This window comes from Mesorhizobium sp. CA15, assembly GCF_020165215.1.
In the GTDB taxonomy this organism is placed as follows: domain Bacteria; phylum Pseudomonadota; class Alphaproteobacteria; order Rhizobiales; family Rhizobiaceae; genus Mesorhizobium.
On sequence record NZ_JAIUHQ010000004.1, the window covers coordinates 116,697 to 131,233 of the forward strand.

Below are 14,537 nucleotides of genomic sequence, written 5' to 3' on the forward strand. Positions count from 1 at the left end.
TCCCGCCTCCGTTCCCGGTTCGCTTCGGACAAACGCGGGCCGGCGGCGTTATTGGCTGGCCGTCGGCGCCAGCTTCACCTTGATCACGTCGCCCGGCAGGATAGGCGTGTCTTCCTTGGCTTCGACCTCGCTGGTCTTGCCGTCGACGACGCGCACCAGCGAATAGAGCAGGGCTGGCTCTTCATTGCCGGTGTAGGCGGCAGCCGTTGCCGGATCCGATGCCTGTGCGATTAGGCCTTTCTGCATGCCGACCCTCAAGGCCGCCTCATTAAGGTTTGCTTCCGTTTGCTGCCGATCGGCGGTGAGGCTCGAACTCAGTGTGTTGCGGGCATCGATAGCGTCCTGCTCCGCCTTGCTGATCGACTGCTTGGCGGTGAGGATCGCCGTCTCATAATCCAGGATCTTGCCCTGCAGATCGGTGACCGACTGCTGCGAGGAAAGCAGGCGCGCATTGGCGACCAGGCCCTTCTGCGCCAGCGGACCGATGCTGTCGGCCTGCTTCGAGGCCAGATCGACCTGCTTCTGCTGGTTGGCGATCTTCTTCTGCAGCGATTCGATTTCCGACTGCAGAACACCCTTCAGGTCGTCGAGTGCGTCGAGCTTCAGCTTCAGCGATTTCTGGTCGGAGACCAGGATCGCCGTCTCGTCGGCGACGATGGTCGGCAATCTCGGATCGCCTTGAATTTCCTGAGGCACCTCGAAAGTCGTCTTCCCGGCGAGGTCGGCGTCGATGCGGGCTCGCTTGACCATCAGCCGCAAGCGCTGGTCGTCATAGATCTCATAGCTGCCCTTGGCGGTAATCAGATCCTTTTCGAGCTGCGGACCATAGTCGGCATTGCGCCGGATACCGCCAGCAATGCTGATTGCCTTGAGCACGGTCAGATCGGGCACGAAGGGAAACTGCCCGGGGTTCTGGACTTCGCCTGAAATGTAGAACGGCCGGAACTGCGCCATCTCGACCGAGGCTTCCGGCTTGTCGGGCAGCGCCAGCTTTCGTTGCAGGGCGAGCCCGATCGCTGAAGCGATCTCGGCCGTCGTCTTGCCGGCGGCCCGCATGTCGCCGACGAACGGCACCGAGAGCATCCCGCCCGGGCCGACCGAGTACTCGCCATTTAGGGCCGACCAATCGCGGAACGTGCCGTCGACCGTCTGCCATTCGGCGACCCGGATGTTGAGCTTGTCCAGCGGTCCAAGCCGATAGTCGCTGGCGGCAGCGACCTGCGGCATGACCAGCAACGCAGCAAGCAAGACGCCGCCGAAGCGGGCTGTGGTCCTGGATATGAGACTGCATGCGAAGGGCAGTCCGAAGAGGTCTTTTGTCAAATACGTTTTCCGATTCGCTTTGGCCCCATCCGCCCGATGAGATCACTGCCGGATGCCTGCCCCGAATCTGGCGGAGCAGGCCCGTCGGTCAATAGCTGCCGCGTGACATCCACACGGCAGGGACAGTCTTGAAGATGATGCGAATATCCCCGGACAACGACCAGTTCTCGACATAATGGCGATCGAAGGCGACGCGCGTGTCGTAGGATACGTCGTTGCGGCCGCTCACCTGCCACAGACCGGTGAGACCAGGGCGCGATTTCAGGTAATAGACCGCCGCGCTGCCGTAGATTTCCAATTCGTCGCGCACGACCGGGCGCGGGCCGACAAGACTCATGTCGCCCTGCAGGATGTTGAGGATCTGCGGCAGCTCATCGAGGCTGAGCTTGCGAAGCACCTGGCCGACGCGGGTGACGCGCGGATCGTTCTTCAGCTTGCGCGTCGCGATCCATTCGGCGTTGGCTTCCGGATTGGCCGCCAGATACGCAGCGAGCACGCGCTCGCCATCCGGCACCATGGTACGGAATTTGAGGCAAGAGAAAATCCTGCCGCCGCGGCCGATACGCTTGTGGCCATAGAAGATCGGACCATTATCCGAAAGCTTGACCAGCAGCGCGACCATCAGGAAGAGCGGGCTCAGCAAGATCAGCCCAGCCAGGGACCCAACGACATCGAAACTGCGTTTGAGCAGACCGCCGATGGGGGGTGGAAAATCAACGCCGGCCTGCGCAAAACTCGCATTTGCCGACTTGGCGACGTCCCTCATGCAGAAGCTCCATACGTTGAACGGATGGTTTACGGCAAGATACCAAAAAAATGCTGCAGCGCAACACACAATTTCCCATCGCGTTGAAATGTTCACGTCATGAATTGACTAAATAATAAACCTGCCTTGCCCAAATTTTCACCTTTGTGGCGCGTTTATGACAAGGTGAGAGAAAACCAGGAAAATGTAGTCCGCTTTTCGGGCCGTTTTTGGACAGTGCATTCTTTGCTGCAGAAGAAACGCGGTTGCAGGCCGCTGGAAGCACTCGCAATGGTAAGTTATTCACATAAAATACTAATCAAAGTCATGAGTTTAACTGAAGCGGCAGACGTCTCATTGAATAGCTATCGGAGCCAGAGTGTGCGGCGCAGCATGGCAGAGTCGATCTCGTAAAATCGTTGGAAACCATACCTGCACGGCCTTGCTCCGGCAGGCCGGCCTTAATAGAGTCGCAAATTGTTCCTGTCATAGTCTGCACGGGTAAGGAAGGTCGGAAGCAACCGGCCGGATTGGGCAGCCAGAAAGAGCTCTTTGGCGCAACGGGGAGTTACGCGGGTGGGTAAGTCGCAGCTTCTGCATGCTCGTCTCGGTTGAGAGGGCGGCGGTCATGTCTTTGCCGAAATTCATTGTCGGTATGATCTTCGCGCTCGCGATCGTCATCGGCTGGTCCTATTTCGATGGCGCGTCGGCGGGAACCATCCTGCTTCGCACCATCGTCTGCGCCGTCATTATCCAGGCTGGCTATTTCCTTCTGGTCTTTGCCATGATCGGGGGAGCCACGCCGACATCGGCCGACAAGACCCGTGAGGCGGACCGCGGCCCGATCCTGAGTAAGGTCGCCGAAGGCGAAAAGCTAAGCGCCAGACGCAGCCTCCACTGAACGTTCGACCGGCGCGGAGGTCAGCCCGGCCGCGATCGGTGGCGCGCTTTCGCGCTCCGCCTGCTCGCCGGACAGCATCCTTGCAAGCCGGCTGCCGGCTTTCGCCCTCAACCGCCGATATTGTCCGACCTCGACGATGCGTCCGTTCTCGATGGCCACGACCCAGTCGGCGAAGGCGATCATCGACGGCCGGTGCGCGATGGTCAAAATCGTCATCCGGCCGCGCAGCGCCTCGATCGATTGGGCGATCAGCGACTGATTCTGCCAGTCGAGCGCGCTTGTCGCCTCGTCGAGGATGAGCAGCGAGGGTTTGCGCAGCAGCGCACGCGCCAATGCGATGCGCTGCCGCTCTCCGCCGGAAAGGCGGACGCCGCGGTCGCCCACCACCGTATCGAGCCGCGAGTCCAGCCGCTCCACGAAATCGGCCGCATGGGCGTTTCGCAGGGCCGCCCACAATTCTTCGTCGCTGGCCTCAGGCGCCGCAAGGCGCAGATTGGCGGCGATTGTGTCGTGCAGCAGGAACACATCCTGCGGCACATAGGCGACCTGATCGCGCCAGGCCCTGCGATTCTGCGCCGTGATCTCGACGCCGTCGGCCAGAATACGTCCTTGGGTGGGTTCAAGCAGCCCAAGCAGCATGTCGGCGATCGTGCTCTTGCCGGAACCCGAAGGGCCGATCAGCGCCGTCACCTTTCCGGCCGGCAGACCGAAGGTGATGTCGCTGACCACCGGTTCGCCGCCGCCCTCGCCATAGGCGAACGCCACGTCGCGGATGTTGAGGCCGGTCTCAAGCGACAACTTTGCGCCTTCGGTCACGTTCTCTTCCGGCTCGCGTTCGGCATCGAAGCGAGCCTGGAGACTTTGCATCGAAGCATAGGCCGGCAAGTTGATCAGCACCTGTTGGGTCTGAAGCTGCATGTCCATGAAGCGCGGCGCGACCCGCATGAAGACCAGCAGCAGCACGACGATCTCGGCCAGCGACAGGTGGAAGCGAACCAGCGCGATATAGATGAAGAGGCTCAGCCCGATCACGCTCGTAACCTGGAACAGAGCGGTGCCGAGCGAGCTGTTGCGGACGAAGGCGATGTTGTCGGCCTTCATCCTGTCCAGCGTCGCGCCGAGCTCGGCAAAATAGCTTGCCTCGACGTTCAGGCTCTTGGCGACCTTGATGCCGCCGAGGAACTCGGAGACCGTGCGGTATTGGTCCTGGCGATTGCCGGTCAGCGTGCGGCCATAGGCGCTGGCGCGCGCCCGGAACGGCTGCAGCGCAACCAGCAGCACCAGGCCGACAAGGATGGCGAAGCACGTCATCACCGGCGAGATGAACAGCGAGACAATGAGATAGCCGGCCAGGAGCAGTGTGGCTTGGGTCAGCATCAGCAGCGAGAAGGCCGCAACCTGCACCCGGTCGACGTCGCCGTTCAGCGCATGGTCGAGATCGGAGCTGCGGATGCGGGTGAAAACGCCCCAGCGCGCCTTGCCGACGCTCTCGAACAGGTCCATGCGCACGCGGTTGACGAAGTCATAGAGCAAGCGCGCCATGTAGACCGACTTGAAGCGGTTGAACATCGCTTGCAGCGCCACCAGCGCGACGAGCAGTGAGAGCGCGCTCGCGAGCGACAGCGTTCCGCCGGGCACCAGCCGATGCAAGGCCTCCGGCACCCGCACCGCATAGTCCTGGTCGGGCTTGCCGATCAGGCGCAGCAGCGGAACGAGCAGCAGGATCGAAATGCCTTCGGTGAGGCTCCCCAGGATCAGGAAGGCAAGCGCCGTCGCCGTGCGCCGTCCGCCGACATGCGCCACCATGGCGCCGAAACCGGCGATATCGCGCAAAAGCGACAGGCGAAACTTCGAGGACCAGCCCATACCCTGGATCACCTTGTTCCGGACGCCAGGTCGGATTCGATCGCGGCGACCGCTTCATCGAGCCTGGCGAGTCCGGCCGGCACTTCGAGGCGGTTGACGCCGATCAATCCGGCGATCTTAGCGCATTGGCTGAGATGCGCGGCGGCGAGATCGCCGGTCAACGCCTGCCGGCCGAAGCGCGTGATGTACGAGAATTTGATGATCGCCGGCAGCGCGGCGACACCGGCAAGCTGCGAGATCGCCGCGCGTTCGCCGCGCTCGAGCACATAGATGCGCGATACCGGCACCGCCTCGGCGGCAAATCCGTCGTGCAGCCGGTGCTGCGCCTTGTCGATTTGCGGATGCACCTGTGGGCGCACTTCCGCCTGCTCGAGGCGAATGGCGCCGGCCGCATCCGCGGCCAGCTTGAGCTGCGGAAATCCGGGCAGGATCACCGGTCGTCCAGGGTCGGACAAATCCAGCGCGACGACGTCGTCGGTGATCAGCCGATGGCCGGCGCGGATCATCGCGCCCGCCGTCGTCGACTTGCCGGCGCCCTTGTCGCCCATGAAGATCACGCTCTTGCCGTCGACGGCAATGGCGCTGGCATGCAGGACGAGCAGCCCGCGCCGATGCAGGACAAGAGCCATCACCGGCCCGAGCAGCGGAAAGGCAAGCAGCGGGTCGTCGATCCCCGGCGCCGGATCGACATCGATCCGCCTGCCGTCGCTGATCATGAAGGTGCCGACCGCCTGCCAGGAAAGATATTGGCGGGTCGCCTCGAAACGAAAGGCCGTGGCGCCATGCGATGCGCCGTCGGGAAAGTCGATCGGCCCGACCGCGATCTCCAGGTCCGGCGTCGCCGGCGCCGTCGGCGTCAGTTCCGGCAAGGCCACGTCCGAGCTGACGACCAGCCCGTACGCCCTGTAGAAATGGCGGACGCGTCCGCCCGGCGCCATTGTCCCGGTGGCGGGCCCCGGTCGCGCAAAGGAAGCGATCGGAAGATTCATGCGGGGCTTCCTTGGACTTGCCGCAGCCACAGCGACAGCGAAACCGAACGCCAGACATGCTGGACGTCGGGCAGCGTTGCCTGCTCGGGCTGGCTGAGCAGGCGCTCATAGACGGCGTTCACTTCAGGCAGGTTGACATAGGGCGCGATCCGCTCGCCGTCCGCTATCAGCAGCCTGTCCAGAAGCTCGCGGTGGTTGCCGAGCATGCCCTTGACCAGGTTGGCGGTGAAATCGATCTTGTCGCGTCGCCATTGCACGGCCGGCGGCAGAATGCCTTGCATCGCGCGGCGCAGCACGTGGCGGCCAAACCCGTCCCTGAGCTTTTCCTCGCCGGGCAGCGCCAGGCAGAACTCGACGAGCGGCTTGTCCCAGAACGGATAGCGGGGCTCGACGCCGGAATTGGCGGCGGCCTTGTCGAGCACTTCGAAGGCGTGCGGCACCAGCCCGGTGGACAGCAGCCAGCGATGCGTCAGCGCTTCGCTGGCGCTCACGGCGGCGGGCATGTAGCCGCTGCGATGGAAGCGCTCGGCAAGATCGGTGCGCCTGGCAAGGTCCGGATTGACCAGGCCCCGCCACGCGCGCGGCGCCGATGCTGGCCTCTGCCGCACCTTGCCGACAAGGCGTCTGGCCATCGATCTCATCCGGGCGATCCGCCAAGCGGGTCCGTAGATGGTCAGGAACTTGAAATAGAGGGAGAACATGCCCTCGCCATAGGTGTTGGCGGCGCTGTGCAATTCGCGCCACAGCTCCAGCCAACGGCCGGCATTGGCGAGTTCGTGAAGGTGTCCATGACCCTGCGAGACGACCTCGTCGCCGCCATGCCCGTCGAGAAGCACCTTGACGCCCTTTGCGCCCGCGGTGCGGTAAAGATCGCGGGTCAATGACAGACCGGGCGCCAGGAACGTGCCTTCCTGCTCCTCCAGGATACGCTCGAACTCGGCGAAGGGCGCGTAATTGCTCACTGCAATCAGCGTGGCGTCGAGCGGATTGCGGTCGAGCACCGCATCGATGAAAGGCTTCTCGTCCATCGACGAGCCTCTGTCGAACACCAGCGAGAAGGTCTTGAGCCTCGGGTTGCGCCTCGCCGCCGCGCGAAGACCGGCGACGCAAGCGATCGAGGAGGAATCGAGCCCGCCGCTCAGCATCGCGCCGACGGCCGGCGTGCCGCGCATCCTGTTCTCCACCGATTGCGCAAAGAGATGCCTGAATTCTTCGGCCGCGTCCGGGTGCGGCGGCCGCTGCGAAGGCTCGATCTGCCAGTAGCGCTGCAGCACTACCCGGCGGTCGGCGACCGTCATGCTGTGCCGCGCCGGCAGGCGGAAGATTTCGGCGTAGAGCGTGGCCTGCGGATCGTCCGTCAAGCCGGCCAGGAAACCGGAAATCTGGTGTTCGCTGAGCCGCCTGCCGACGTCGTCCAGCGCCAGGATCGGCCCAATCTCCGAGGCGAAGGCGAAGCGCCTGCCGGTCGAATGATAGTAGAAAGGTTTGACGCCGAAATGGTCGCGCGCGCAAAACAGCGCCCGGCGCTCGCCATCCCATATCGCGAAGGCGAAATCGCCCTGCAGATAGGTCGGGCAGGCCTCGCCCCATTTAAGGTAGGCGAGCATGATGAGCACCGCATCGGCGACCGACCGGTCCCGCATGCCGAGCCGCGCCAGAAGCTCGTCGCGATTGTCCAGCCGGCAGTCGGCGGTGATGGCGAGCTTGCCGCCGGCCATCGTCAGCGGGCCGGGGCCCTCCTCGCCGGTCGTGTCGAGCCAGGCATGGCCGAGCGCGACGCTGCCGTCCGCCCACCATGAGCTGCCGTCGCGGGCGCGGTGGCGCATGCGCGAAAGCATCTCTTGGATAGCGCCGGCCGCGGCGGGCCGGCCGTTATCGCTGAGCACGATTCCAGCGACGCCGCTCATCGCTCACGACCTATGGTCGACCAGATGGGCAAATCCTTTGATCGAGCCGCCAAGCACGATGTGGTTGCCGCTCATCAACCAGGCATGCGCCTTGAGCTCGCTGCCTGTCCCTCGTTCGATGCCGATGCTTATTTTCGATGCGCTGCCCTGGCGGGCGAGCAGATATTGTCCTGCCAGCGCTTGGGTCAGGCAGCTGGCGCCCGGCACGAGGCGCGCCGCGGCGGCGACGCCCCATGCGACACGCCGCAGGTCGGCGACGCTGGCGTCGCGTCTGGCGTGCATTCCCGTCACCAGGCTACGGACACGGTTATAGGAGGACAGCGTCAGCGCGAGCCGCACAACGCTCACCACCATCAGGCAGCGCGCCAGAAACAGCATTTCCCAGGCGCTCAGCGAGCGGAGCCTAGACCAGTTCCTCATTGTGGAGCCTCGCAAGCCCTGCTTCGCTCAGCCCCTTGAGCAAGCCCTCGACATCGGCCCTGCAGCGTTCGGCATCGACATTGTAGCGCGCAAGCACGGCGCTGCGGATATCGAGCATCGATCGCGGCTCCTGGATCTGCTCCCAGATGAAGGCGCCGACGCCGTTCAGGCTGTAATAGACATTGGATTTGAGGTGGAGCAGCGCCAGTCCGGCGCCGAATTCACAAGCCACCGCCTCGTTCGTCGCGACGACGCGGTCATGGTCCGAAGGGTTCCAGTGCATCCTAAAACCTCGTTGCTGGCCCGTCGCGCCCTATGGCTTCCACCGGGATCGGTTGCCTGCGATCCTCGGCAGGAATCCGGGGGACAACGCCCCCCGGCTCACCTGTTGGAGAGCATCCGGAGCCCCAACTCAGACACCCGGATACCTGTGTGAGTTTTAAGAGAAAGTCAGCTCGCCGACCGGCGTGTGCGCGGGAAAGCTCGCGTCGAGCGCCGTCGTGCCTGCACCGCCCTGCGTGATAGTTTCAATCGAACCGTGAACCGTCAGGCTGGGGGTTTCATACTCATGCTTTTCAACATTCTGTTCCATTGTACTCTCCAATTAAGGACTGGAAGCGGCTGCAGAATGCCGCCAACATATCGCTATGCTGCAGCGCAATTGCTGCATGGCAACATCCATGAGTCAAGCTTGATTTACCAAGCATTAATCAATTCTTGGTTGCGCTCGCATCCGTTGTTAATCAAGGCGTAGGCAGCGTCATCCTAAACCTCACCCATCCAGGAATTCAACCGTAGGTCCCTGCCGTTTAGATAAGCGATTGATTTATCTGCGATAATTTTTCAGGCGAAAAAGACATCTCGCAATTGCGAAGAATTTGTCACAAAAAATCGTCATTTTCCGGCCAGCCGGGACGCCCCCGGAATTGTCTTCAAAAGTGATTGAACGTGAAGCGATTTTAAACGCTGGGGTTGCGGTCAGGAGGCGACCTCAGCCGCTTTTGGCGTGAGCGCGTCAATTTTTCCGATGCTTTTCTTCGCAGGTGCAGTATAACCGCTTTGGGCGGCATTTTGCGGAGAACGACATCGGGCATGGCGGTGCAGGATGGCTCCTATGAAAGGCTGCGCGCCGCCGGCTGCGCCGATGAAGTCGCTTATGTGCAGGCCTGTCTGAGGCTGTTTTTCGCGCCACGAGCCAACATCACGGATGGCCGGGTCGATGTGCCAGCGCCGACGGTGTCGGCCACCCCGATCCCGGCGGCCCCAATTTCGGCAACCAACGTCGCCGACATCGCCAGGCTCAACAAGGTCGCCGTCTTCCTGCTCAAGGCGCTCGCGCGGGCGCCCGCGAATGCCGCGCCTGCGGAGTTGCCTGGCTGGCTCGACAGCTACCGCCGGCGAACCATGTCGATGAATGTCGCCTGCATTGGCGATTCGGTGGCCATCGCTCGTGTGCTGCGCGACAGGCAGGTCGATTTCGTCTTCCTCAAGGGGCCGCTCCAGCAGCATCTGCTTTATGGCGACCACTTCATGAAGCCATCCGGCGACGTCGACATACTGGTTTCGCCGACCGGTTTCGCCAAGGCCCGCGATGCGTTGCGCACGATGGGCTATGAGGTTGCCGGCAAGTCGCGCTCGGTCTGGTGGGTGCGCTTCCTCGGTGAGCAGCATATGGTGCGCGAAGACGGCGCGAGGGCCTCGACGGTCGACCTCCACCACCGGCTGCAGCAGCCGGGTTCGCCCAGCCCGCGCGACACCGACGGCTTCCTGCGCCGCAAGCGCGAGGTCGAGGTGGCCGGCGCCGCCATGCCGATCATCTCGGCCGCCGACACCTTGCTTTTGTCCGCGATCAGCGTCGCCAAGGCCTTTTTCAACCGCGAGCCCTGCGCCGGCTATGTCTGCGACGTCAGGGCCAGCGTCAGCCGCCTGAGCGAAGCCGAGCAGCGGAGGGTGCTCGACCACGCCGTCGAACAGGGCCTGGCGGATACGCTGCTCTTGGGATTGCGCGCCGCCGACGTGCTGCTCGGCGGCGACGGCACGCTGCTTTCGGATCGCGCCACCCGCATGCTGGCCCGCATCGACAACGCCGACCTCTTCCACATGGTCATGGCGCCGTGGCTCGCGTCCCTGCGCTGGCCGCAGCGCCGCCATGTGCTGTGGGAACTCTGCGGCCGCGAGCCGGTCCGCTACCTGGCTGAAGCTGGCTGGGCTGCTTCCGCCGACCTCAGCCGGCGCATCTTCGAGCGCCCGGCCACGGCCGGGCCGTCGCGGAGCGAAATGATCAGAATCGTGGGCGGGGCGGCCAATCATGCAAGCGAAAGGTGAGCCCATGCCCGTGACGACGCCCATAACGACCTCGGGGGTCTGCGTCATCATCGCCGCGCGCAATGCGGCGCGCACCATTCCCGGCGCCATCGCTTCGGCGCTGCGCGAGGCCGAAGTCGCCGAAGTCATCGTGGTCGACGACGCCTCCACCGACGACACCCGGGATGTGGCTTTGGCCGCCGACGATGGCAGCGGCCGGCTTGCCGTCATCCGTTTCGACGTCAATCGCGGTCCTTCCGCCGCGCGCAACGCCGCCATCCAGGCCTCCAAATCGCCCTTCATCAGCATTCTCGACGCCGACGATTTCTTCCTCGAAGGCCGCTTCCGCCGGCTTTTCGCCAGCACCGACTGGGACTTCGCCGCCGACAACATCATGCTGATCCGCGACGATGCCGCGACCGACCTCGCCAACGTCGCAGCGCCGCCTTTCGCGGCCGAGCCGGAATTTCTCGATTTCGAGCGCTTCATCGACGGCAACATCTCGCGCCGCCGTGTGCGGCGCGGCGAGCTCGGTTTCCTCAAGCCGGTGATCAGCCGGGCTTTCCTCGAGCGGCATGGGTTGAGCTACGACGAGAACCTCAGGCTTGGCGAGGACTACGAACTCTACGCGCGCGCTGTTGCTTACGGGGCTCGGTTCAAGGTCATCAAGTCCTGCGGTTATGGCGCGATCGTGCGCGCCGATTCGCTGAGCGGCCGCCACAGGACGCAGGATTTGAAGCGCCTTGCCGATGCCGATCTGGCGCTGCTCCAGATAGACAGCCTTCCGGAGCGCTCGAAGGCCGCGTTGCGGCGCCATGAGCGCCATGTCCGCGACAAATACCGGCTGCGCAACTTCCTTGATGTGAAGGCCGAGCGTGGGCTGGCATCGGCCGCGGCCTACGCTTTCGCAAGCCAATCGAATCTGATCCCGATCGTGCGCGGCGTCGCCACCGACAAGCTCGACGCGCTGTTCCGCCGCACCGGGATTGTTGCGCGGCAGCAGATGCCGCCGACGCGCTTCCTGATGGCGGCAACCAGCGCCGCAAGCGGGTGATCGCCCATTGTCCCGGAAGCCGCCGTCCCTCAAAAAATCGCATTCCGGAAACTATGATGTTGCCTAGTCGCTGCCGGAATGGCAGTCTATGTTGCAATGCAGCAATTTCGAAAGGCCGATAGGATGGCTTCGATTTTTAGCTTCAGATCCCGGGATCCGGCTCGCGACCGGCAGACCGACCTCCAGCGTTTCGACCGGCTGGCGAAGCTGTTCGACCAGATCGCGGCCGAGATTGAGGCGGAGAAAACCGGACTGGAGAATCGTTATAAGTCGACGGCTGCCAACGCCGCCTTTCTGGTCGAGGCGATGGAGAATGGTTCGGCGTCGGCCAGCAAGGGATCGGATGTCGCCGCGATGACCAAGTCGATCCTGAACTGCGAGCGGCGCATTGCGGAGCTCGTTCGCCAGAAAGGCCTGGTGAAGGAACTGCGTCATTCGCTCGACGCGATCGTCGAGGATGGTGCCGACCGGTCTGCTGCGCAGGCGACGGCAAGAGGCTGACGGCGCGTCAGGCGCCGTCAGCGGTACGAGACGTTACAGGACATTAGAGGAGTTCACAGGGCGGAAGATCGGAAGCGGCTCGCTCATGCGAACCGAGGATGACTTTGGGTTGGGCGGACAACACAAGGTGAGTTTGTTATGAACGCAGATCCGGACAACACCTCCACCGAGGCGGCTTGCGAGGTATCGCAGGCGCCAGGGAGCGGATTAACCAGCCTGAGGCTTAGCCTGGTCGGCGCCCTGTTTGCGGTCGCTGCGGCCCTTGCGGCGAGCCCGCATCTCGCGCATGCGCAAGCGGCGCAGCAAGAGCTGCAAAGCGCGCCGTCCTTCGTCGACGATTTCTCGAATTTCAACCAGTCCCGCTGGTTCGTCTCGGACGGCTGGACCAATGGCGCCCATCAGAACTGCACGTGGTCGAAGGATCTCGTACGGCTTTCCGACGGCGTGCTTTCGCTGGGCTTCGAAAAGCGCAAGCTGAAGGACCGCGAGTTCGCCTGCGCCGAGATCCAGACCAAGCAGCGCTACGGCTACGGCGTCTATGAGGCACGGATGAAGACCGGCACCGGCTCCGGCCTCAACGCCGCCTTCTTCTCCTATATCGGCCCGCAGGACAAACAGCCTTGGGACGAGATCGACTTCGAGGTCCTCACCAAGGATCCGTCCAAGGTGCAGGTCAACAGCTATATCCAGGGCAAGCCGAAGAACGGCAAGCTTGTCGACGTCGAAGGCGGCGCCGACAAGGGCTTCAACGATTATGGCTTCGTCTGGGAGAAGGATCGGCTGCGCTGGTACGTCAACGGCAAGCTCGTCCATGAGGTGACTAACCCCGACGAGTTGCCGAAGCATTCGCAGAAAATCTTCTTCAGCCTCTGGGGCAGCGACAAGCTGACCAACTGGATGGGCGCTTTTGTCGATCCCGGCAGCAAGGTGACCATGGAGGTCAAGCGCGTCGCTTTCACCGCTTTGGGCCAGCCATGCCAATTCCCGGAATCGCTGGCATGCAGCATAAGCAATTCCAACTAGGCATGATCCCAAAGTGGAACCGATTTTCGGATAGGATCATGCCGAACCAACTGGGCCGTTTGGCCTGGGGGACATCTGAACCGGCCGGACCGCTTTTGCGGCCCGGCCTTTGACAGGAATAGAACCAAATGAATTTGACGGTATTTGGGATTGGCTATGTCGGTCTCGTGCAGGCCGCTGTGCTGGCCGAGGTCGGCCATGAGGTGGTGTGCGTCGATATCGACGAGAAGAAGGTGGAGCGGCTCAACCAGGGCTTGGTGCCGATTTTCGAACCGGGCCTCGAGGCCCTCGTCAGGGAAAACCACGCGGCCGGCCGCATCCGCTTCACCACCGACGCGGCGGCGGCGGTCAGGCATGGCCAGATCCAGATGATCGCGGTCGGCACGCCGCCCGGCGAGGATGGCTCGGCCGATCTGAAATATGTGCTGGCCGTCGCCGAGACCATCGGCCGTGAGATGGACAGCGCCAAGATCGTCGTCGGCAAGTCGACCGTGCCGGTCGGCACTTGCGAGAAGGTGAAGGCCAGGATCGCCGAAACGCTGAAGAGGCGCGGCCGCGAGGATCTCGCCTTCGACGTCGCCTCGAACCCCGAATTCCTCAAGGAAGGCTCGGCGGTCGCCGATTGCATGAAGCCGGACCGCATCATCGTCGGCACCTCCAGCGAGGACACCGAGATGGTGATGCGCGAGCTCTACGCGCCGTTCAACCGCAACCACGAGAAGATGATCGTGATGGACGTGCGCAGCGCCGAATTCACCAAATACGCCGCCAACTGCATGCTGGCGACCAAGATCAGCTTCATGAACGAGATGGCCAATCTCGCCGAGCAGCTGGGCGCCGACATCGAGGAGGTGCGCAAGGGCATCGGCTCGGATCCGCGCATCGGCTACCACTTCATCTATCCCGGCCTCGGCTATGGCGGCTCGTGCTTTCCCAAGGATGTGCGCGCGCTGATCAAGACCGCCGAGGGCGTCAAGTTCGACGCCAAGCTGCTGCGCGCCGTCGAGGAGCGCAACAATGCGCAGAAGTCGGTCCTGTTCGACAAGGTCAACCACTATTTCAAGGGCGCGCTCAGGGGCAAGACGTTTGCCGTCTGGGGGCTCGCCTTCAAACCCAACACCGACGACATGCGCGAGGCGCCGGCGCGCACGCTGATGGAAGCGTTGTGGGCGGCCGGCGCCAAGGTGCAGGCCTACGATCCCGAGGCGATGCAGGAGTGCCAGGCGATCTACGGCCTGCGCGACGATCTGCTGTTGTGCGGCACCAAGGAAGCGGCGCTGCGCGGCGCCGACGCGCTTTTGATCTGCACCGAATGGAAGAGCTTCCGCGCGCCGTCCTTCGATGCGCTCAAGGATGCGCTGACGACGCCGGTCATCTTCGACGGCCGCAATCTCTACGATCCCAAGGTGATCGCGCGCTACGGCATCGAATACTTCTCGATCGGCAGGATGGCGGCATGACAGCTGATTGCCTCAAGGACAATGGCCGTCGCCATGGCTGGGGA

14 protein-coding genes are annotated in these 14,537 nt (G+C 63.3%); 6 read left to right on the forward strand and 8 right to left on the reverse strand.

What is annotated here, in order from left to right; genetic code table 11:
• Positions 1-48: 48 nt before the first annotated feature.
• Positions 49-1,227, reverse strand: coding sequence for a polysaccharide biosynthesis/export family protein (locus tag LB515_RS09845; RefSeq protein WP_224707721.1), 1,179 nt, complete (start codon positions 1,225-1,227; stop codon positions 49-51).
• Positions 1,228-1,411: 184 nt separating this feature from the next.
• Complete coding sequence (locus LB515_RS09850) at positions 1,412-2,089, reverse strand: sugar transferase (RefSeq protein ID WP_140544958.1); 678 nt, start codon at positions 2,087-2,089, stop codon at positions 1,412-1,414.
• 607 nt (positions 2,090-2,696) lie between these two features.
• Here LB515_RS09850 and LB515_RS09855 point away from each other — a divergent pair.
• Positions 2,697-2,969, forward strand: coding sequence for an exopolysaccharide production repressor exox (locus tag LB515_RS09855; RefSeq protein ID WP_140544959.1), 273 nt, complete (start codon positions 2,697-2,699; stop codon positions 2,967-2,969).
• Here the strand turns inward: LB515_RS09855 and LB515_RS09860 are convergent.
• The 6 genes from LB515_RS09860 to LB515_RS09885 form a co-directional block, all read right to left on the reverse strand.
• On the reverse strand, positions 2,943-4,835 hold the full coding sequence (locus LB515_RS09860) for an ABC transporter ATP-binding protein (RefSeq protein ID WP_224707572.1): 1,893 nt from the start codon (positions 4,833-4,835) through the stop codon (positions 2,943-2,945). The two genes, LB515_RS09855 and LB515_RS09860, sit on opposite strands and share 27 nt — an antisense overlap.
• 8 nt (positions 4,836-4,843) lie before the next feature.
• Positions 4,844-5,824, reverse strand: coding sequence for a serine kinase (locus LB515_RS09865; RefSeq protein ID WP_318012619.1), 981 nt, complete (start codon positions 5,822-5,824; stop codon positions 4,844-4,846).
• Positions 5,821-7,731, reverse strand: a complete 1,911-nt coding sequence (locus LB515_RS09870) for a lasso peptide isopeptide bond-forming cyclase (protein WP_224531383.1) — start codon at positions 7,729-7,731, stop codon at positions 5,821-5,823. Before LB515_RS09870 ends, LB515_RS09865 begins: the two co-directional genes overlap by 4 nt.
• 3 nt (positions 7,732-7,734) lie before the next feature.
• A complete protein-coding gene (locus tag LB515_RS09875; RefSeq protein WP_140845612.1) occupies positions 7,735-8,151 on the reverse strand; it encodes a lasso peptide biosynthesis B2 protein in 417 nt (138 codons plus the stop codon).
• Positions 8,135-8,434, reverse strand: coding sequence for a PqqD family protein (locus LB515_RS09880; RefSeq protein WP_095769315.1), 300 nt, complete (start codon positions 8,432-8,434; stop codon positions 8,135-8,137). Before LB515_RS09880 ends, LB515_RS09875 begins: the two co-directional genes overlap by 17 nt.
• A 156-nt stretch (positions 8,435-8,590) precedes the next feature.
• Complete coding sequence (locus LB515_RS09885) at positions 8,591-8,743, reverse strand: lasso RiPP family leader peptide-containing protein (RefSeq protein ID WP_095769314.1); 153 nt, start codon at positions 8,741-8,743, stop codon at positions 8,591-8,593.
• Between the two features lie 500 nt (positions 8,744-9,243).
• On the opposite strand from LB515_RS09885, the gene LB515_RS09890 reads away from it, so the two are divergent.
• The 5 genes from LB515_RS09890 (at position 9,244) to LB515_RS09910 (ending at position 14,493) form a co-directional block, all read left to right on the forward strand.
• On the forward strand, positions 9,244-10,476 hold the full coding sequence (locus LB515_RS09890; protein ID WP_224707573.1) for a nucleotidyltransferase family protein: 1,233 nt from the start codon (positions 9,244-9,246) through the stop codon (positions 10,474-10,476).
• A gap of 22 nt (positions 10,477-10,498) precedes the next feature.
• Positions 10,499-11,509: a glycosyltransferase family 2 protein gene (locus tag LB515_RS09895; RefSeq protein ID WP_224707723.1), complete on the forward strand. Its 1,011-nt coding sequence runs from the start codon at positions 10,499-10,501 to the stop codon at positions 11,507-11,509.
• 123 nt (positions 11,510-11,632) lie between these two features.
• Positions 11,633-12,010 carry a hypothetical protein gene (locus tag LB515_RS09900; protein ID WP_224602429.1) on the forward strand — a complete coding sequence of 126 codons (378 nt, stop codon included), beginning with the start codon at positions 11,633-11,635 and terminating at the stop codon, positions 12,008-12,010.
• Positions 12,011-12,148: 138 nt separating this feature from the next.
• A complete protein-coding gene (locus LB515_RS09905) occupies positions 12,149-13,033 on the forward strand; it encodes a glycoside hydrolase family 16 protein (protein ID WP_224707574.1) in 885 nt (294 codons plus the stop codon).
• Between the two features lie 128 nt (positions 13,034-13,161).
• Complete coding sequence (locus tag LB515_RS09910; RefSeq protein WP_224707575.1) at positions 13,162-14,493, forward strand: UDP-glucose dehydrogenase family protein; 1,332 nt, start codon at positions 13,162-13,164, stop codon at positions 14,491-14,493.
• Positions 14,494-14,537 lie beyond the last annotated feature (44 nt).